The organism is Thioalkalivibrio sp. XN8 (assembly GCF_011058255.1).
GTDB lineage: Bacteria > Pseudomonadota > Gammaproteobacteria > Steroidobacterales > XN24 > XN24.
The window spans coordinates 1-16800 of record NZ_JAALFH010000008.1; the positions used below are offsets into that span (position 1 = coordinate 1).

Below are 16800 nucleotides of genomic sequence, written 5' to 3' on the forward strand. Positions count from 1 at the left end.
CGCGCGCCCAGCGCGCCGAAGGCGAGCCGCCCGCGGCGGCCCGAGACCTTGCCGCCGAAGTCGATGTCGACGGGATTGCCGGCCTCGTCGAGGCCGATGCGGCGAGAGAAGAAGGGCAGCGGCGACTGGCCGAGGCCGGCAAAGCGGAACAGCGCCGTATCCTGCAGGAAGAACTCGCGCTTCTCGGGAAAGAACAGGGGGAAGCGCGTCAGGTTGACGCGCTGCTCGTCGACCTCGGCCTCGGCGAAGTCGGTGTTGATGGTCAGCGCCGCGGTGATCGCCGGCGTGACCTGGTAGAACACGTCGAGGCCCGGCGTCAACTCGGTGTCGCTGCCGGCGCCCTCGTGGTCGCGGGTTCCGCGCAGCGCCAGGTAAGGCTCCAGCCGCACGCCCAGACCGGGGGCGACGACCGGGACACCGGCCAGGGGCATGGTGTCGGCGAGCGAGCTGATCGGCGTCTCCCGCAGGCCGCCGGCGAGGCGCACCCGCTCGTTGGCGCGCGCGATCCGCCGTTCCACGTTCACGCCCCAGCGTGTCGCCTGCGGCTCGACCGACAGGGTGGTGAAGGGAATGGCGATTTCCACGGTCCAGCCGGCCTCGTGCAGCCGCGCCGCCGCGCGCCAGCGCCCGTCCCAGTCGAAATCCTCGCCCCGGCCCTCGAAGATCATGGCGTCACTGCGCGCGCCCAGCGGGTTGACGCGAAACAGGTAGCCCTCGCGGGTCCGGCCGTGCGGGTCGAGCACCACCGTGACGTGGTCGTCGAAGAACAGCTCGCTGTCGCGCTGCAGCTGCCGCGCCACGATGCCCTCCGGCGCGTCGTCGAAGGCCGCGACGGCGATGAAGAGGTGCGCGTCGTCGTAAGCCAGCCGCACGACCGTGCGCTGGCTGCCGGGCGCGCCCGGCACCGGCTGGCTCTGGCGCAGGTCGTCCAGCGCCGCGGCGCGCTGCCAGGCCGCCTCGTCCAGCACGCCATCGAGGCGGATGCGCTCGTCGGCGGCGAGGCCTGTCAGCACGGCGGCGATGCCCGCGAGATGAATCATCATCGAATCCTGCCGAGCAGCCAGAACCAGCCGCCGATGATAGCGAAGGTCGCCAGCAGCCAGGCGAGCATGAACCAGCGCACCCCGGGGGCCAGGTCCGGGCGGTGCGCGACGCCATCCACGGTGTAGCCGTAGACGGCCGCCTGGTCGAGCCCGGCCCAGGTAGCCAGCGCCAACAGCCCCGCCGAGGCCGCCAGCGCCGGCGTCATGATCCGCCAGCGGTAGCGCTGGTCGGAGTCGCGGAGCAGGCGCCCGGCGTGCAGCCAGGCGCCGGTGAGGATCAGCCCGCTCAGCATGAGGCCGAACAGGAACCACAGCGACTTGGTCCACAAGCCGCCGAAATCGCCGAAGTGCAGCGGGTCGGCGGTCTCCGACCAGCGCCAGTACAGCGGCAGGCGGCCGGCCGACTGGTCGTACAGGACGGCGCCGGCCCGCAGGTCGAGATGCAGCTGGTTGGCGCGGTCGCGCACCAGCAGGTGCCCGGCCTGGCCCTCCAGGTAGAGCGCGCCCTCGTGATAGAAGGCGTAGCCGAGCTGGCGGATCTCCAGGTCCGGGCGCGCCGCGCGCGCCTGTTCGAGCAGCGTCGCCAGCGGCAGCGGGTCGCCCGCCTCCGCCGCCGGGGCAGGGATCTGGCGCACGGCCGCATCCCCGACGCCGGCGTGGCTGAACTTGCCGTCGATGGCGTCCACCCGCAGCAGCTCGAAACCGTACCAGACGCTGGTCAGGCCGATCAGCAGCACGAAGGGCAGCGACCACAGCCCGGTGGTCCGGTGCAGCCCGCTCCAGTAGCCGTGGCCGCGGCCGCGGGGCATGAAGAAAAAGCGCCGCCACCAGCGCCGGTAGAAGAACAGCGCCGAGACCATCGACAGCAGCAGGAACAGGGCGAACACCGACACCACGTAGATGCCGATCGAGCCCATGAAGAAGGACATGTGGAGGTTGCGCAGGAAGCGGTGCAGGGTGTAGGTGCTGGTGTCGCCGAGGACGGCGGCGCGGTAGGGATCGACGTAGACGAAGCGCGCCTGGCCGCGCGCGTCGAAGATGTGCGCGACCGCCGCGCTGCGGGCGTAGCGCGGGGCCTCGAGGCCGCTGATCTCCGCCCCCGGGCGCGATGCGCGCACGGCCTCCTCCCATTCCTTCCAGCCGGTCCGGTTCTCGGCCGGCGACACGCGCGCTTGGGGGGTGACCAGCCAGTCGAGCTCGTGCGCGAACACCGCGAAGGTGCCGCTCCAGCAGATCACGAACAGCACCAGCCCGGCGGCCACGCCGGTGCAGCTGTGCACCAGGAAGAACAGCCGCGAGCGCTTCACGACCGGAAACGAAGCAGGCGCGGCCCGAAAGCCGCGCCTTCATTGGCAACTCCGGCCGGTCTCACCATCAGAGCTTCATGTCGAGCCGCAGGTAGACCGTGCGCGGGGCGCCGGCAAAGGCGATGCCTTCGCCGAACCCGCTGACGTAGTACTCCTCGTCGAGCAGGTTGCGCACGCCGCCCTGCAGCGCCATGGGCATCCCGCCGGCCGCGAAGCTGTAGTTGAGCGCCAGGTCCATCGTGGTGTAGCTGGGCAGGGTGACGGTGTTGCGGCCGCCGGTGAAACGCTTGCCCTCGTAGAACACGCCCCCGCCCGCTTCGAGGCGGCCCGAGGCGCGCTCGAACAGGGTGTAGTTGAGCCAGATGCTGGCCTCGTGCTCCGGTACGTTGGGCAGGCGGTTGCCCTGGTTGCCGTTATTGTCTTCCGTGATCTCGTTGTCGAGGTAGGCGTAGCTGGCCGCGATGCGGGTGCGCGGCGAGAGCTGCCCACTGAGCCCGGCTTCGAAGCCGCGCGAGCGGGCTTCGCCGATCTGCTCGTCGAGCAGTGTGTCCGGGTTGACTGTGACCAGGTTCTCCTGGACCAGTTCGTAAACGGCGACCGTCGCTGACAGCGCGCCCCCGAAGAAGTCGTGCTTGTAGCCGGCCTCGAGCTGGCTCGCCTCCAGCGGGTCGCGATTCGCCTCGTCGAAGCTGAAGGACTGCTCGAAGGAGGAGCTGTACGTGAGATAGAACGAAGACGCCGGCGTGAGCTTGTACAGCACGCCCAGGCGCGGGTCGACGCTGTCCGGGTTCTCCTCGAAGGTGAAGAAAGGGTCCTCGTAAACGTAGTCGAGCTCGGTGTACCGCAGCCCGGCGAGCAGCTTGAGCTGCTCGGTCGCCCACACCTCGGCCTGGGTGTAGAAGCCATAGGTGTCGGTGGTGTCGGTGGCCGACGCGAACAGCGAGATACCCGGGTCGTTCTGCGGCGGCAGCGCCACGCCGGTGTCCGGGTCGAGCACGTTGACGAAATCGAAGTTGGTGATGTTGCCGAAGCCCGGCGGCGTGTGCTTGAACTCGGTCTGGCGGATGTCGGCGCCGAACAGCAGCCGCCAGTCGGTCGCGCCCCAGGCGAATTCGTGGATCACGTTCGCCTCGTACTGCAGGTCGGTGGATTCGTAGCTGCGCAGGCTGACGCTGCGGCGCACGGTGTCGTCGGCGGCGACCTGCTGGCCCAGGCTGCCGAAGGGTCGCAGCGCGAAGGACAGGTGATCGGTGAGGTGCCAGGTCAGCGCGCTGTCGATGCGCGTCGCGTCGGAGAGCTGGTAGGTGCCGCGCAGCTCAGCGCTGTAGTCCTCGGTCAGCTTCTCGTTGTCGGCGCTGCCGAGCTGGGCGTCGAGCGGAATGCGCGCGTCAGGGCGGCCGTTGCGCGTCGGGATGCCGAACAGGAAGCTCTCGTCGTTCCTGAGGTAACTCAGGTCCAGGTCGAGGCGCAGCCGGTCGCCGGCGCCAAGGTAGGACAGCGACGGCGCGATGAAGAACTGCTCGCGGTCGGTGGTGTCGACGAAGGTGTCGCCGCCTTCGGCCGAGGCGATGAAGCGGTACAGCAGCTGGTCGCTGGCGCCGACCGGGCCGGTGAAGTCGACGCTGCCGAAGCCCTCGGCGCCGCTGCCCGAGGCCACGGCGCTGGCGCCGACCGAGAGCGAGGCCGCGGCTTCCGCCTGCGGGCGCTTGGTCTGGACGTTGACGAAGCCACCGGGGGCGAGGTCGCCGTAGAGCACCGAGAACGGCCCCTTCAGCACTTCCACGCTCTCGACGTTGGCCAGGCTGAGCGGGCCGGTGGAGCGCCGCTGCACGCCGTTGACCCGGATCAGCAGCGAGTTGAAGCCGCGAATGGAGAAGGATTCCTGCACCGAGACATTGGCGGCGTTGGCGCCGGCGCCCACGCCGGCGACGTTGCGCAGGGCTTCTTCGACCGTGCGCGCATTCTGGTCGCGGATCACCGCCTCAGTAACCACGGCGACCGAGGCGGGCGTCTCCACCAGCGGCGCATCCGTCTTCATGGCGGAACTGATCCATTCCGCGCGGTAACCGCTGTTGCGCGAGGGCCGCCAGCCTTCCACGCGGATGGCGTCGACCATCATCGGCCCGGCGGGCGCGGCCGCGAGCACCAAGGTGTCGGGACCGGTGAAGCGGTACACGATCCCGCTGTCGGCCAGCAGCATGCGCAGCGCGAGCTCGGGGGTGAACTGCCCCTGCAGCGCCGGGGCCTGCTTGCCGGCGACCAGGCCGGGGGGGTAGGACAGGTTGAGGTTCGCCTCGCTGGCCAGCCGGGTCAGCGACTGCTCCAACGGCCCGGCCGGGATGGAGAAAGACTGTGCGCCGGCCGCGGCGGCCGGCTGCGCGGGGGCGTCCTGGGCCGGGGCGGACGCCGGCAGGGCCAGGGCGGCGAGCACGGCGAGGGCCGCGGCGGCCGCCAGGCCGGCGCGAGATGCGGAGGAAGAGGCGTGATGGTTGACTTGCATGGTTCCGGTATCCAGTAGCTGATGAATGCCAATAATTGGCGTTTGCATTCACCTATGCCGGACGAGTCCGGAAAAAGGGACAGGGCCGCGCGTTCAGCGCACGGTGACGGTGACCCAGAACGGAGCGCGGCGCTCGACCCGCACCGGCAGGGTCTCGCCGAGCAGGTCGAGAATGCGGTCGGTGTCCTCCAGCTGGAATACCCCCGACAGCCGCAGGTCCGCCACCGCCGGGTCGCAGCGCAGGACGCCGGGCCGGTAGCGGGCCAGCTCCGCCACGAAATCGCCCAGGCGCTGGTTCCTGCTGACCAGCTGCCCCCGAGTCCAGGCCGAGGCGCCGGTGTCGTGGGCTGCGGCCGGGAACACCCGCAGGCGGTCGAAGGCCAGCGTGTTACCCGCTTCCAGGCGGTGCGCCGGCCCGCCCGCGCCCGGCTGGACCGCGACTGCGTCGGCGAACACGCTGACGCCGGTGCGCCCGTCGCCGGTCTCGCGGACGCTGAACCGGGTGCCGAGGGCGCGGATCGTGCCGTGCGCCGTTTCGACCAGGAGGGCACGGGGGTCGGACTTGCTCCCGGCGGCGGTCGCGACCAGGATCTCGCCCTCGACCAGCACCAGCCGGCGCTCCTTGTCGGACCAGGCCAGCCGCACGGCCGAAGCCGTGTTCAGCGTGAGCCGGCTGCCGTCCGGCAGCGTCACGTCCTCCCGTTCGCCGGTGGCGGTGCGATAGTCGGCGTGCCAGCCGGGCGCCTGCAGCCAGGCGGCGTAGCCCGCCGGGGCCGCGACCGCGAGGATCGCCAGCGATTTCAGCACCGAGCGGCGGTCCAGCCGGTGGCGCCCCAGCACCTCCGCACCAAGGCCGGGGGGGACGTCCCGCAGCATGCGCTGCAACTCGAGCGCAGCCTGCCAGGCCTGCTCGTGGGCCGCGCTGCGTCGCCGCCAGGCCTCCAGTTGCGCCGCCTCATCGGCGTCGAGGGCGCGCTGCCGGGCAAGGGCCAGCCACCCGGCGGCCTCGTCCAGGATCGGGGGCGATACCGCGGCGTCGCTTACAGCAGCGCTGCGAGACATTGCCGGTAAGCCTGTTGCATGTAGCGCTTCACGGTGCGCTCGGACACGCCCATGCGCCGGCCGATGGCGGCGTAGCCGAGCCCGTCGAGCTGGGACAGCAGGAAGGCCCGGCGGACCGGCGCCGACAGCCGGTCGAGGAGCTTGTCGATGCGGTCCAGGGTCTCGAGCAGGATCTCGCGCTCCTCGGCGGACAGCGCGGTGGGGTCGGGCCGGGCCGAGAGCGCGTCGAGGAAGGCTCGCTCCAGGTCACGCCGGCGCAGGTGATCCACCAGCAGGCCGCCCGCGATGACGCGCAGGAAGGCGCGCGGCTGGCGCAGCGGCGAGCGCTGCAGCTCCTCACGCCGGGCCACGACCCGGACAAAGGTGTCCTGGGCCAGGTCGGCGGCGGCGTCCGGGCAGCCCAGGCGCGACTGCAGCCAGTGACGCAGCCAGCCGTGGTGGTCGACGTAGACGCGCTCGAGTACGCCGGAAGGGTTTTTCAGGGAAGCCGCGCGGGTGTTCATGAGCAGCTATTAATACAAACAAGAATCATTTGCATCTTAGCGCGGCCCGGTTCGGGCTGTCGATAGTAGAAGCCACTATCAATTGGGGCCGGCGGACAGGCCCTCGCTCCGGCCTACCCCCAGAGCATGCCCACCAGCCGGTCCCCGACCGCGGGCGCGGTCCAGTAGGCGGCGTGGGCGGTGAGCCAGCGGGTGCGGGTGCGCACATGGTGGCCCTGCAGCAGCCAGCCGGCGGCGTCGGTGTGGTCGCGGTAGCGGCGCTCGACCGGGCTCTCGGACTCGGTGCACACCATGCACTCGCCGAACACGCGGCCGGTCACGACCGGGTCGTGGCGGCTGAAGAAGTTGTGCCAGGGGAAGCGCTCGCAGTCGGAGGGCACCGGGCGGAGCGGGATGCGCGGGAAGACGTGCAGCCCGAAGAGCCTGAAGTCCAGCCCCAGCGGGCTGCCGAGCGTGACCAGGCCCTGCGTCGCCCAGAGGCGGCGGTCGTCGCCGGCGAAATGCTGCGGCGACTCCTCGAGCAGCTCGTTGACCGCCTGCAGGGCGTAGACCGTGCCGAGGCTGTGGGCCACCACCAGCACGCGGTGGCCGGCGGCGTGCGACTCGAGGATCGACGCCTTCAGGCCGGCGCGGACCGCGGCCGCCGTGCTGCCGTCGGCCACGCCGAGCAGCACGTCGCCGACCAGGTCCACCGCCGTGGCCAGCGCGAAGCCCGCCAGCGGACGGCCGCGGGCGATGGCCAGCGAGACCAGCTTCCCGAGCTGTACCGTCGGGTGGCGGTCCTTGGTGGACTCGTAGACGTACTGGCGGACCTCGAAGTCCTCGGCGATGTTGCGGGCGGCGAGGGCGGTCGCGACCAGCTGCCGGATCTTCTTCTCCGCCTTGACCTGGCTGGCGCGGCCGCGCTGCGCGCCGTGGACGACGAGGAGGTGGGGCGGCTGGTTCAGGTCCACGGCCATGAGGGGAGTTTATAGTGTGCGGGCACCCGCAACGAACGAGCCGCCCGCCATGACCCCCCTCCCCACCGCAGAATCCGTCTGGGACTACCCGCGCCCGCCGCGCATCGAGCGCATCGACTGGCCGCTGAAGGTCGAAGACACCGGCATGGTCATCGCGGCGACAACGAACGGCATCCGGGTGCTCGAGACCTCGCATCCGCCGTGTTTCTACTTCCCGCCGGGAGACGTGGATTTCTCCCGGCTCGAGCCCAGCCCCACGCGCACCTTCTGCGAGTGGAAAGGCCAGGCGCGCTACTGGCACCTGCGCACCGAGAGCGGGCTGGTGCGGGACGCCTGCTGGGCCTACCCGGACCCGGTGGACGAGCGGATCCGCGATCACGTCTCGTTCTACGCCGGGCGGGTCGAGGCCTGCTACGTGGCCGGCGAGCGCGTGCAGCCGCAGGAAGGCGACTTCTACGGCGGCTGGATTACCTCCTGGGTGAAGGGGCCGTTCAAGGGCGGGCCCGGGACGCGGGGCTGGTAGGCGGCGATGAACGACAGGCGAGTCGCCGTGGTGCTCGGGGCGAGCGGCTACATGGGTTCCAACCTGGCGCCGGCGCTGGCCGCGGCCGGCTGGCAGGTGCGGGCGGTGGCGCGCAACAAGGCCGTGCTCGAGGCCCGCGAATGGCCGGGCGTGGAGTGCTGGTCGGCGGACGTGCTGAAGCCCGAGACGCTCGCGCCCGTGCTCGAGGGCGCGGACGTCGTCTACTACCTCGTGCACATGATGTGGACCGGCAGCGACTTCGTGCCGGTCGAGCGCCGTGCGGCGGAGAACGCGCGCAAGGCCTGCGAGGCCGCCGGGGTGCGGCGGATCGTGTATCTCGGCGGCATCATGCCGAAGGAGAAGCGCTCCCAGCACATGGAGGGCCGGCGGGTGGTCGGGGACACGCTGCGCGAGGGTTCGATCCAGGTCATCGAGCTGCAGGCGGCGATGATCGTCGGCCCCGGGTCAGCGGCCTTCGAGGTCATCCGCGACCTGGTCAACCACCTGCCGTTCATGATCACGCCGAAGTGGGTGCGCCGGCGCTCGACGCCGATCGCGCTCGAGAACGTGCTCACCTACACCATCGCCGCGGCGGACCTGCCCTTCGAGGGCCACCGCACGCTGGAGATCGCCGGGCCGGACGTCCTGACCTACCAGGAGATCATGAACATCTACGGCGAGTTCGTCGGCAAGAAGCCGATCGTGCTCCCCGTGCCGGTGCTGACGCCGAAGCTCTCCAGCTACTGGCTGTATTTCGTCACCTCCGTCCCGCCGACCACGGCCATGTCGCTGGTCGAAGGGCTGGCGCACGACTACGTCGCCGAAGACCACGAGATGCGCGAGCTGGTGCCCCAGCGGCTGCTCACCTTCCGCGAGTCCATCGCCGCGACGCTGGAGGCGGAGAAGAACCGCCAGGCGCCGGCCCGCTGGGTCGAGGGCTCGATCGCCTGCCGCGACTGGAACCCCAAGTACTCCTTCTACGCCAAGAAGTTCTGCGGGGAGAAGGAGACCACTGCGTCGCGCGAGGCCCTGTTCGAGGTGCTGCAGCAGTTCGGCCGGGATGGGGATTTCTTCTCGTATCGTCCGTTGTGGTGGCTGCGCCGCGCCTTCGACTGGCTGATCGGCGGGCCGAGCTTCCGCACCGGCCGGCGCGACCCGGAGACGCTGCGCATGGGCGACATCGTGGACGGCTGGCGCGTGCTCGGCCTGAAGCCGAACGAGCGGCTTACCCTGTCGATGCTGATGCGCGCGCCCGGCTCAGGCCTGCAGGAGTTCAACATCCGCGAGCGCGACGGCAAGCGCATGGTCGAGCTCTGTTCCTACTGGCACCCGGCCGGGTTCTGGGGGCTCTTGTACTGGTACGGCCACCTGCCGCTGTACAGCCCGCTGGTCAACGGGGCGGTGGCGGAGATCGCGAGGAGGGCGGAGGCGCTGGAGCGCGCTTCATTATAGACTTCGGCCCATGAGCGCCGATGCTTTGAGCAAGTTACGTTCTGATGCGCTTTCGCTTCCGGAGGCGGAACGCGCTGAACTTGCGTGCACCTTGGTCAAGAGCCTGGATTCGCCGGCCGATCCCGATGCAGGCGAGGCTTGGGAGCGGGAGGTCGCACGCCGCCTCGCCGAGATCGATTCGGGTACGGCGAAGCTGTTGGATCGCAGCGAGTTCAACAGGCTTATGCAGGCGCGTATTCCGGCGGGGCCAGGAGGCTGATTCTCAGGCGCTTTCCGTATGACGTCGTTGTGCGAGAGCAAGACGACGAGATTCTGGTTGTCGCGGTGGCGCACCAATCTCGACGCCCGGGTTACTGGCGGGATCGTAGTTAATACGCGAGCAGATCATTAGCCTTGGCCGTCCGGGCAGGGCCCTGGCGGGCGAAGCCCATCCAGCAACCGCACCATGGCCCCATAGTCCGGCGGCTTGCCGTCCCACTTGCAGCGGAACGTCTCCGCGGAGACGCCGTCGCGCTGATTGCCGGCGGCGAGCAGCGCCAACGGATCGCCGGTTAGGACCAGCGGCCGCGGCACGTCGGGGATGCGTTCGCCGTCCGGGCGCGTGAACACCAGCGCACCGTCGTCGGTGACGCGCAGTCCGTAGCCGCCCTCGTGCAGCAGCCGGTGATGCGCGCTGCAGAGCTCCACCAGGTTCGACAGCCTGGTCTCGCCGCCGTCGGCCCAGTGATGCACATGGTGCGCATCGACGTGGCGCGTGTGCGTGCAGCCCGGGAAGCGGCAGCCGCGATCGCGCAGCCGCAACGCCCGCCGGATCGCCGGCGGCACGGCGCGCGTCTTGCGCCCCACCGACAGGATCTCTTCGCCGTCGTGCAGCACCGGCACCAGCCCGGCTTCGCAGCCGAGCCGGCGGACGGTCTCCTCGGCCAGCGCCGGGGCGTCGGGATCCGGCACCGGGCCATCCGCGTCGCGCCTTAGGTCGAGGTGCACGTGGACTTGGTATTTCTCGGCAAGCGATCGCGGCCGGCCGTCCGGATCGAGATAGGACTCCGCGACCCGAACCAGCGCGTCGGCCTGGCGCGCGCAGCGCGTCTCCGCCGAGACGTCCTCGTCGGGGTGCGCGGGCGGCTCGTCCCAGAACGAGGGCGGCGTCTCCGCGGAGACGTCATCTTCCCGGTCGCCGCCTTCGAGGGAGGCCTTCGCCGCGTCGATGGCCCGCAACACCACCGCCGCCTGCTCGGCCGGCAGGCGGATGCGGAACGACACCATGCCGTCGTCCTCTTCCCATGAAGTGAAGGAGCGCTCGCGGTGCTGGCTCATGGCCGCGGCGTTCTCCCCGTGGCGGCGGTAGAGGCGGGCGAACTTCTCCAGCTGCGAAGCCGTGGAATGCTGCGCCCACATCAGCAGGGTCGCCTCGTTCCCCGGCGTGGCGACGCGGATCACGGCGCGCAGCTGGGCGAAGGAGAGCCGGCCGGCGCGGAACGCCTCGCGGATCTGAGGGAGGCCCGGCAACGCGCGGGCGACGCGGAACCGTTCCCGCGCCGCGCCGAGTGAATAGCCGCAACGCCATTGCAGCCAGTGCGCCGCCGTCGGCCAGCCGCTCCAGCCCTCGAGCTCGTCGAACTCGCGCAGCATCTCGATGAGCCGGTAATTGGCGGCGTTGATGTGGGCGGCCAGCGAGGCGATCTCGCCCTCGAGCTCGGCCGCGCGGGCCTGGCGGGCAAAGCCCTCGGGGTTCAGCGCGGGGCCAGGTTGGCGGTGGTCTGCGTGGGACATTGCGGCGCTCCCGGATACTGTTCAGACATACAGTATTGTTGCGCGGAGGCCGTTGAATCGCAATCGGTTATTTCTATGGGTTTGGTCGAGAAAGTCCCAGTTTCGCCGTGACCGGTGGTTCGTCGTAACATGCGGGGTATCGAATCTCGCCCCGCACGCGCCGGAGGAAGAAGATGTCTTCGTTGCTGAAGGACCTCGAAAAATCTGCCCGGGCCCTGAGTCCCGAGGATCGGGCCAGGCTCGCCGAGTCATTGCTTGAGTCCCTGCACCTGCCTGTTGTTGAGGTGGAGGCGCAATGGGCCCGGGAGATCGAGAACCGCGTTGCTGCATTCGACAGGGGCGAGTTGCCCGACTACGCGGCTGAGGATGTGTTTGCTGAAGCGCGGCGTCTGACTCGTTGAAACGAGCTCGCTTCGTTGGCCAGGCGAGTGACGAATACCTGGCGCAGACCAGCCGATATGTTGCGGAGCAGAAGGAACTCGGAACTCGTTTCGTTGTTGCAGTCGAAGCGGGAGTGGCCCGCGCTGTTGCTTTCCCCCGAAGCGGATCCCCAGGGCCCCCTAAAACCCCTTCCGCGCCACCTTCTCGTGGGTCTCGTTGACGAGCATCAGGGCGGCCGAGCCGTAGTACGCGTGGTACTCGGCGATCATCTCGCCGTGGATGACGACCGGGTCGGTGGCGACGAGCGATGCGGCCTCCTCGGGATCGTCGACCGCCAGGATGAACAGGCCGCGCCAGCCGTCCACGCCGTCGAGCGGGCCCGCCAAAGCTAACTTACCTTCCGCCGCGAGCCGCTGCATGTTGGCGAAGTGGCCGCGGAACATCTCGTCGCGGGCCGCGCCGGCGGGCACCGGCGTGGGGCCGGTCTTCAGGATCACCAGCACGTACTGGCGCATGCCGTAGTCGTCCGCGCCGAGCGTCTCGGCCAGCGCCGCGTCGAAGGCCGGGCTCGCCGGGGCGGCAGCATCTTCCGCGAGCGCGCTGCCGGCCAGCAGCAGCAATGCGGCGAGGGCCGTGAGTCGGATTGCTTTCATGTCATGGCCTCCAATTGCCTACGTTGACCCCGAACTCCACCTTGAAATCCGTGGCGTGGACCTTGGGGACGAGCCGGTGTTGCTTCCGGGCGAGCGATACGATGCCGTAGCCCTCGAGCATCTTGAGCGTCCGGGAGAGATTGCTCTTCTTGCGACCCGAGAGCTGCTCCAGCTCGGCAAGGGATTGCGGGTTCTCTGCAGCGATGAGGCGCAGCAGCTCCTGGTTGTCGGGACTCAGGGCCTCGGCCATGGACCGCAGGGATTCGAACCATACCTTCGGCTCGCCGGAACCGGGCTTGTACTCTCCACGGGCGATCGCCATCGTGCGCCGGATGTAGTCGTCGCGCGAGATGATGCCGACATTGATGACGCTGGGTTTCATTGCTAGTAGTCGTTATCACCTGAAGATAACCGGAGCGTATCATCGGTGAGCTGCTGTCCCAAGTATTTACCCCGAGAATCAACAGATATCGGGCGTTCCGACGGCAATCGTGCCCCACTAGACTGAAACCATGATGATGTTCCGTCCCAACCACTGTAGCGGCGCCATCAGTGCGGCCGACTTGTTGCGTGATGCGCAACGCCGTACAATCGCGCCGTGATCCAGTCCTTCCGACACAAGGGACTGCGCAGGTTTTTCGAGCTCGGCAGCCTGGCCGGCATCAGGCCGCACCACGCGAGGCGGCTAAGGATGCTGCTGGCAGCACTGGATACGGCACAGGTTATCGGCGACACGGATATTCCCGGTTTCCGCCTCCATCCGCTTAAAGGCGATGCGCGCGGGCGGTGGTCGATCTGGGTCGACGGCAACTGGAGACTGACATTCGCGTTCCGGGACGGACATGCCTACGTCCTGGATTACGAGGACTACCACTGATGGCCATGCACAACCCTCCGCATCCCGGCGAGTTCATCACCGAGGTCTACCTCGCTCCCCACGGAATGAGCGGGAGAGAGCTGGCTGCGCGGCTCGGCGTGGCGCCCTCGACGCTGAGCCGGGTGCTTGCCGGCGCCAGCGGGGTAAGTCCCGAGATGGCGCTGCGGTTGTCCAAGTGTCTCGGGCGCACGCCGGAGAGCTGGCTGGCCATGCAGTGCGCCTATGACCTGTGGCATGCCCGCCGGGAGACGGACCTGCGAAAGGTCGAGCGGGTGAGCCTGACACAGGCATGAACCGGACGGGGCGGTTGCGCGACCCCGCCCCTACAACTGCTTCGCAATCACCCGGGCGATGTAGTCGCCCCAGCCGACGGGGGCGGCCTCGGTCCACTCGGTGGAGCGGGCGAAGTCGACGTCGAACAGCTCGCGCTCGAGGGCCTCGACGAAGCGCGGGTCGGAGGTGGCGAGGTTGGTTTCCTGGTTGATGCGCAGGCTGAGCTTGTCGAAGTTGGCGGAGCCGATGATGGCCCAGTCGTCGTAGAGCGCGGCCTTGGCGTGGGTCATGCCGGGGTAGACGAACACGCGCACGCCGTTGCTGATGAGCATGTGCGCGGCGACCAGGTTGGCGCTGTTCATGATCTTCGAGTCGCCTTCGGCGGGGAGGATCATGCGCACGTCGACGCCGCGGCGGCGCGCGCGGATGAGCTCGGCCAGCACCTGGCTGTCGGCGACGTAGGGTTGCTGGATGTAGATGCGTGACTGCGCGGCGCGCATGGCGGCGAGCTGGGCGCGCAGCACCTGGGGGTCGCCGGTGCGCGTGTACAGGGGGCGCAGGTCCATGTAGGCGGGATCCTGCGCCGGCCCGGCATGGCGCTCCGGCCGCAGCGCCCTGAGGGCGAAGGCGAAATCGCCGCCGGCGCCGGTGTGCGCCCAGCGCTTCTCGAAGTCCTTGTCGAGGCGGCCGACGATCGGCCCGCGCACCTCGACCATGAGGTCGTGCCAGTCGTAGCGGTATTCGCCGCCGATGTTCATGCCGCCGACGAAGGCCCGCGCGCGGTCGATCACAATGACCTTGGTGTGGTCCGAGGTGAACCACGGGTTCTCCACCACGCGCACCTCGACGTTGGAGTCGCGGCGCAGGTAGTCGACGATGGAGTGCGCCGCGCCGTTGCGCGTCTCATGGGCCAGCTCGCCCGGCGCGTGGCCGGCCGCGAGGGTGCCGAGCCGGTCCACCAGCACCCGCACCTTGATGTCCTGCGAGCGGGCCTTGAGTAGGTCGGCGACGCGCAGCGCGTAATCATCGCGGTCGAAGATGTAGACCCGGATGTCGATGCTGCGTTGCGCCTCCTGCACCGCCTGCAGCAGGGTCTCGAAGAACGCCTCGCCGTCGATCAACAGCTCCATGCTGCCGCGATAGCGGTCGCGCCCGACCAGCTTGTCCAGCGCCTTTTCCCAAGCCACCACGTCCATCGGCGCCGCGCCCGAGACCGGCGGGATGTCGCCGTTCGGAGGGGGCGCCATGGGCAGCGCGGCCAGGCCGGACTGCGCGGTGGTCCAGAACAGGCGGTTGGCGAAGGTGAAGGGCTGCTGCGCCACGGTGAGGACGTGACCCTGCACGCTGACCGAGCCGAGCACCCGCAGCGAGAAGTCGAGCTGCTCGTGCGGCGCGTCCGCGCGCGGCATGGGGGCGATGAACACCGACTGGCGCCGGGCGAAGTCGAACAGCACGAAACTGCTGCCGAGCTCGTCCTCGGCGACCGCAAAGAGCGCCAGGGCCGCCGGCTCGCCCGCGGCCTCGAGCTGCGCCTGGAGGAAGTCCGCGGCCGCCGCGGAAAAGGCTTCCTCGCTGACGCGCCGCCCGATGCGCAGGCCGGCCGGCCCGTCGGCGAGGGGGTGAACCCGCAGCGCCCCGTCCGGCGCGCGGTGCACTACGAAATCGGCGCGACGGATCGCCACCAGCGTGGCCTCGCCGGCCGCGGCCGGGGCAAACTGCTCCAGCAGCGCCGTGACCAGCGCCCGCCAACGCGGATAGCCGAACAGCGCCACCGGCTCCCAGTCCCTGGCGAGCTCCGCCGGCGTCGCCGGCAGCGGCGTCTCGATGTCCATCACCGCCATGCGCAGGTGGTGGCCCGCCTCGTCCGAGCCCGGCGGCGACCAGGCCGCGACCAGGCCGGCCTCGCCCTCGTCGAAGTCGTAGCGGATCAGCAGGTGGCCGTCGCGGTAGAAGGCGCCGGCCGGCTGCAGCGAGACCAGCGCCTGGACGTCGGCTACCGCGCCCTCCGGCGGACCGGAAGACGTGCAGGCTGGCAGGGTGAGCGCGAGGAGAAGGAGGCAGGCGGCCGCGGGGCGGGTTCGCAGCGGGGTGTTTGCCACGGGCGGGTTGAAGGGCATGAGGAGAGTGTAGGTGGGTTATTGGGGTTGCGGGAGGGGCGGGCTCACGCCCTGAGCCCGCCCGCTCGTAAACTGGCAGCGTCCACCCCGGACTGACTCCGAGAGGACTCCCATGCTGACGACCAAGATCGAGGCCGCGTTCGTTTACGCGGCCATCGCCCACGCGGGCCAGTGCCGCAAGGGCAGGCGGATTCCCTTCCTCTCCCACCTGATGGCCGTCGCAGGCCAGCGCCGGGTCAAGTGCGTATTGAGTCAAGGTCCGATATTGGGCTAGAAAGCCCAAAAAGCGCCGGGATCCAGAGGCTATGGATGCGTAATGGACAATAGCGACGACCGAATACGAAGGGCCGCGTTTGATCATGTCCGCCGCCTTGCCGAGCTCAAGCAGCATTTATCCGCCGCTGATCTCAAGCCTGGCTTTATCTTCGACGGTGAGCGGATTCCGCTGGTTAATCCGCAGCGTGGCATCTTCAAGCCCAAACAGATGCAGTACCTCCTGTCGATCAAGACCGTATTCCCGAGGCCAGGGAACCGCGTTTGGTACGACGACCAGCGCGAGGTCCACAGGCAGATATACGAAGGCGACGAGTTGGTCGATTACGCCTTCATGGGGACGAATCCAGACGCTGCTGACAATCGTTGGCTGCGGGAAGCCTACGAATGGCAAATTCCGATCATCTACTTCCTCGGCGTCGCGCCCGGTCTCTACGAGGCTATCTTTCCGGTGTTCGTGATGGGATGGGACGCCAACACATTAAAGGCACGGATTGGTTTTGGTGTTTCGGATAACGACGTCTGGACGCCACCGGAGAACACCGCAGAGCGTCGATATGCGCTGCGGGAAGTGAAGCAACGCCTACATCAAGCTTCATTTAGAGAGGCTGTGATCACGGCCTACAAGGGTCGCTGTGCCTTGTCCGGACTGCCCGAGTCCAGGCTACTGGATGCCGCTCACATCATTGCGGATAAGCACGAGCATCTTGGCCAGCCAGTCGTGCCAAACGGGATCCCGCTTTCGAAACTCCACCATGCAGCTTTTGATGCACAATTGATCGGTATCGATCCGGACTTCGCGGTACACATATCAGAGAGGCTGCTCTCGCAAAGCGATGGACCGATCTTAGAGGCGTTGAAGCAACTAAGTGGGTCTCAGTTGCGGTTGCCCTCTAGAAAGGCCGATTGGCCAGATCAAGAGCGGTTGGCTCTAAGATTTGCGCGCTTTTTAGGTGCGGCATGATTCGCTTATCTAGCCAAACTCGGTCATTAGGGATTGGGGTACCACAATGCTCTTTATTCGATCGACTGTAGTCGGGCTTGCGATTCTCCAGTTCCTTCGGGCGGTAGTCTGGATACCCCCGGGAGGTGTCTGGAAGCAGT

18 protein-coding genes are annotated in these 16800 nt (G+C 68.7%); 8 read left to right on the plus strand and 10 right to left on the minus strand.

All coding sequences use genetic code 11. The features are described from left to right. From G6N75_RS00405 to G6N75_RS00430, 6 genes are all read right to left on the minus strand, one after another. Nucleotides 1–1040 (minus strand): carbohydrate binding family 9 domain-containing protein (locus G6N75_RS00405; RefSeq protein ID WP_165346092.1); only part of this gene is annotated, 1040 nt, incomplete at its 3' end. Next, nucleotides 1040–2350, minus strand: a complete 1311-nt coding sequence (locus tag G6N75_RS00410; RefSeq protein WP_165346093.1) for a PepSY-associated TM helix domain-containing protein — start codon at nucleotides 2348–2350, stop codon at nucleotides 1040–1042. The genes G6N75_RS00405 and G6N75_RS00410, both read right to left, overlap by 1 nt. Before the next feature lie 67 nt (nucleotides 2351–2417). After that, on the minus strand, nucleotides 2418–4850 hold the full coding sequence (locus G6N75_RS00415; RefSeq protein WP_165346094.1) for a TonB-dependent receptor: 2433 nt from the start codon (nucleotides 4848–4850) through the stop codon (nucleotides 2418–2420). A gap of 93 nt (nucleotides 4851–4943) precedes the next feature. Next, nucleotides 4944–5912 (minus strand): FecR domain-containing protein, encoded by a 969-nt coding sequence (locus tag G6N75_RS00420; RefSeq protein ID WP_165346095.1) that lies wholly within the window; start codon nucleotides 5910–5912, stop codon nucleotides 4944–4946. Next, nucleotides 5891–6415: a sigma-70 family RNA polymerase sigma factor gene (locus G6N75_RS00425; RefSeq protein ID WP_165346096.1), complete on the minus strand. Its 525-nt coding sequence runs from the start codon at nucleotides 6413–6415 to the stop codon at nucleotides 5891–5893. The genes G6N75_RS00420 and G6N75_RS00425 overlap by 22 nt, the downstream gene beginning before the upstream one ends. Nucleotides 6416–6528: 113 nt before the next feature. Next, entirely contained in the window at nucleotides 6529–7374 is an 846-nt protein-coding gene (locus G6N75_RS00430) for a hypothetical protein (RefSeq protein WP_165346097.1), read from the minus strand. A gap of 49 nt (nucleotides 7375–7423) precedes the next feature. Here G6N75_RS00430 and G6N75_RS00435 point away from each other — a divergent pair, with 49 nt between their 5' ends. From G6N75_RS00435 to G6N75_RS00445, 3 genes are read left to right on the plus strand one after another with little or no spacing between them, the layout of a single operon-like run. Then, nucleotides 7424–7897 carry a DUF427 domain-containing protein gene (locus tag G6N75_RS00435; protein WP_165346098.1) on the plus strand — a complete coding sequence of 158 codons (474 nt, stop codon included), beginning with the start codon at nucleotides 7424–7426 and terminating at the stop codon, nucleotides 7895–7897. A gap of 6 nt (nucleotides 7898–7903) precedes the next feature. Then, nucleotides 7904–9349: a DUF2867 domain-containing protein gene (locus G6N75_RS00440; RefSeq protein ID WP_165346099.1), complete on the plus strand. Its 1446-nt coding sequence runs from the start codon at nucleotides 7904–7906 to the stop codon at nucleotides 9347–9349. A 10-nt stretch (nucleotides 9350–9359) separates the two neighbouring features. Next, entirely contained in the window at nucleotides 9360–9608 is a 249-nt protein-coding gene (locus G6N75_RS00445; RefSeq protein ID WP_165346100.1) for an addiction module protein, read from the plus strand. 128 nt (nucleotides 9609–9736) lie between these two features. Here the strand turns inward: G6N75_RS00445 and G6N75_RS00450 are convergent, their stop codons facing one another. Continuing rightward, on the minus strand, nucleotides 9737–11122 hold the full coding sequence (locus G6N75_RS00450; RefSeq protein WP_165346101.1) for an HNH endonuclease signature motif containing protein: 1386 nt from the start codon (nucleotides 11120–11122) through the stop codon (nucleotides 9737–9739). 173 nt (nucleotides 11123–11295) lie between these two features. On the opposite strand from G6N75_RS00450, the gene G6N75_RS00455 reads away from it, so the two are divergent. Further along, nucleotides 11296–11523, plus strand: coding sequence for an addiction module protein (locus tag G6N75_RS00455; protein ID WP_165346102.1), 228 nt, complete (start codon nucleotides 11296–11298; stop codon nucleotides 11521–11523). A gap of 159 nt (nucleotides 11524–11682) precedes the next feature. On the opposite strand, the gene G6N75_RS00460 is transcribed toward G6N75_RS00455, so the two are convergent. Together G6N75_RS00460 and G6N75_RS00465 are read right to left on the minus strand one after the other, a co-directional pair. Then, nucleotides 11683–12156 (minus strand): YciI family protein, encoded by a 474-nt coding sequence (locus G6N75_RS00460; protein WP_165346103.1) that lies wholly within the window; start codon nucleotides 12154–12156, stop codon nucleotides 11683–11685. A gap of 1 nt (nucleotide 12157) precedes the next feature. Further along, the gene (locus G6N75_RS00465) at nucleotides 12158–12538 is read right to left on the minus strand and encodes a transcriptional regulator (protein WP_165346104.1); all 381 of its coding nucleotides are present in this window, start codon (nucleotides 12536–12538) and stop codon (nucleotides 12158–12160) included. Nucleotides 12539–12754: 216 nt separating this feature from the next. Between G6N75_RS00465 and G6N75_RS00470 the strand changes: the two genes are divergently transcribed. Then, complete coding sequence (locus tag G6N75_RS00470) at nucleotides 12755–13033, plus strand: type II toxin-antitoxin system RelE/ParE family toxin (protein ID WP_165346105.1); 279 nt, start codon at nucleotides 12755–12757, stop codon at nucleotides 13031–13033. Beyond that, complete coding sequence (locus G6N75_RS00475; protein ID WP_165346106.1) at nucleotides 13033–13326, plus strand: HigA family addiction module antitoxin; 294 nt, start codon at nucleotides 13033–13035, stop codon at nucleotides 13324–13326. Before G6N75_RS00470 ends, G6N75_RS00475 begins: the two co-directional genes overlap by 1 nt. 30 nt (nucleotides 13327–13356) lie before the next feature. Here G6N75_RS00475 and G6N75_RS15520 read toward each other — a convergent pair whose 3' ends face one another. After that, a complete protein-coding gene (locus tag G6N75_RS15520; RefSeq protein ID WP_165346107.1) occupies nucleotides 13357–15405 on the minus strand; it encodes a phosphatidylserine/phosphatidylglycerophosphate/cardiolipin synthase family protein in 2049 nt (682 codons plus the stop codon). A 130-nt stretch (nucleotides 15406–15535) separates the two neighbouring features. Between G6N75_RS15520 and G6N75_RS00485 the strand changes: the two genes are divergently transcribed. Both G6N75_RS00485 and G6N75_RS00490 read left to right on the plus strand, forming a co-directional pair. Beyond that, on the plus strand, nucleotides 15536–15697 hold the full coding sequence (locus G6N75_RS00485) for a hypothetical protein (protein ID WP_165346108.1): 162 nt from the start codon (nucleotides 15536–15538) through the stop codon (nucleotides 15695–15697). Between the two features lie 42 nt (nucleotides 15698–15739). Further along, nucleotides 15740–16660 (plus strand): HNH endonuclease, encoded by a 921-nt coding sequence (locus G6N75_RS00490; protein WP_165346109.1) that lies wholly within the window; start codon nucleotides 15740–15742, stop codon nucleotides 16658–16660. Nucleotides 16661–16800 lie beyond the last annotated feature (140 nt).

What these genes read in the sequence shown, in the direction of transcription:
- G6N75_RS00415 (WP_165346094.1), bottom strand. Translation starts at nt 4,850, where the DNA reads ATGCAAGTCAACCATCACGCCTCTTCCTCCGCATCTCGCGCCGGCCTG.
- G6N75_RS00420 (WP_165346095.1), bottom strand. Translation starts at nt 5,912, where the DNA reads ATGTCTCGCAGCGCTGCTGTAAGCGACGCCGCGGTATCGCCCCCGATC.
- G6N75_RS00425 (WP_165346096.1), bottom strand. Translation starts at nt 6,415, where the DNA reads ATGAACACCCGCGCGGCTTCCCTGAAAAACCCTTCCGGCGTACTCGAG.
- G6N75_RS00430 (WP_165346097.1), bottom strand. Translation starts at nt 7,374, where the DNA reads ATGGCCGTGGACCTGAACCAGCCGCCCCACCTCCTCGTCGTCCACGGC.
- G6N75_RS00435 (WP_165346098.1), top strand. Translation starts at nt 7,424, where the DNA reads ATGACCCCCCTCCCCACCGCAGAATCCGTCTGGGACTACCCGCGCCCG.
- G6N75_RS00440 (WP_165346099.1), top strand. Translation starts at nt 7,904, where the DNA reads ATGAACGACAGGCGAGTCGCCGTGGTGCTCGGGGCGAGCGGCTACATG.
- G6N75_RS00445 (WP_165346100.1), top strand. Translation starts at nt 9,360, where the DNA reads ATGAGCGCCGATGCTTTGAGCAAGTTACGTTCTGATGCGCTTTCGCTT.
- G6N75_RS00450 (WP_165346101.1), bottom strand. Translation starts at nt 11,122, where the DNA reads ATGTCCCACGCAGACCACCGCCAACCTGGCCCCGCGCTGAACCCCGAG.
- G6N75_RS00455 (WP_165346102.1), top strand. Translation starts at nt 11,296, where the DNA reads ATGTCTTCGTTGCTGAAGGACCTCGAAAAATCTGCCCGGGCCCTGAGT.
- G6N75_RS00460 (WP_165346103.1), bottom strand. Translation starts at nt 12,156, where the DNA reads ATGAAAGCAATCCGACTCACGGCCCTCGCCGCATTGCTGCTGCTGGCC.
- G6N75_RS00465 (WP_165346104.1), bottom strand. Translation starts at nt 12,538, where the DNA reads ATGAAACCCAGCGTCATCAATGTCGGCATCATCTCGCGCGACGACTAC.
- G6N75_RS00475 (WP_165346106.1), top strand. Translation starts at nt 13,033, where the DNA reads ATGGCCATGCACAACCCTCCGCATCCCGGCGAGTTCATCACCGAGGTC.
- G6N75_RS00485 (WP_165346108.1), top strand. Translation starts at nt 15,536, where the DNA reads ATGCTGACGACCAAGATCGAGGCCGCGTTCGTTTACGCGGCCATCGCC.
- G6N75_RS00490 (WP_165346109.1), top strand. Translation starts at nt 15,740, where the DNA reads ATGGACAATAGCGACGACCGAATACGAAGGGCCGCGTTTGATCATGTC.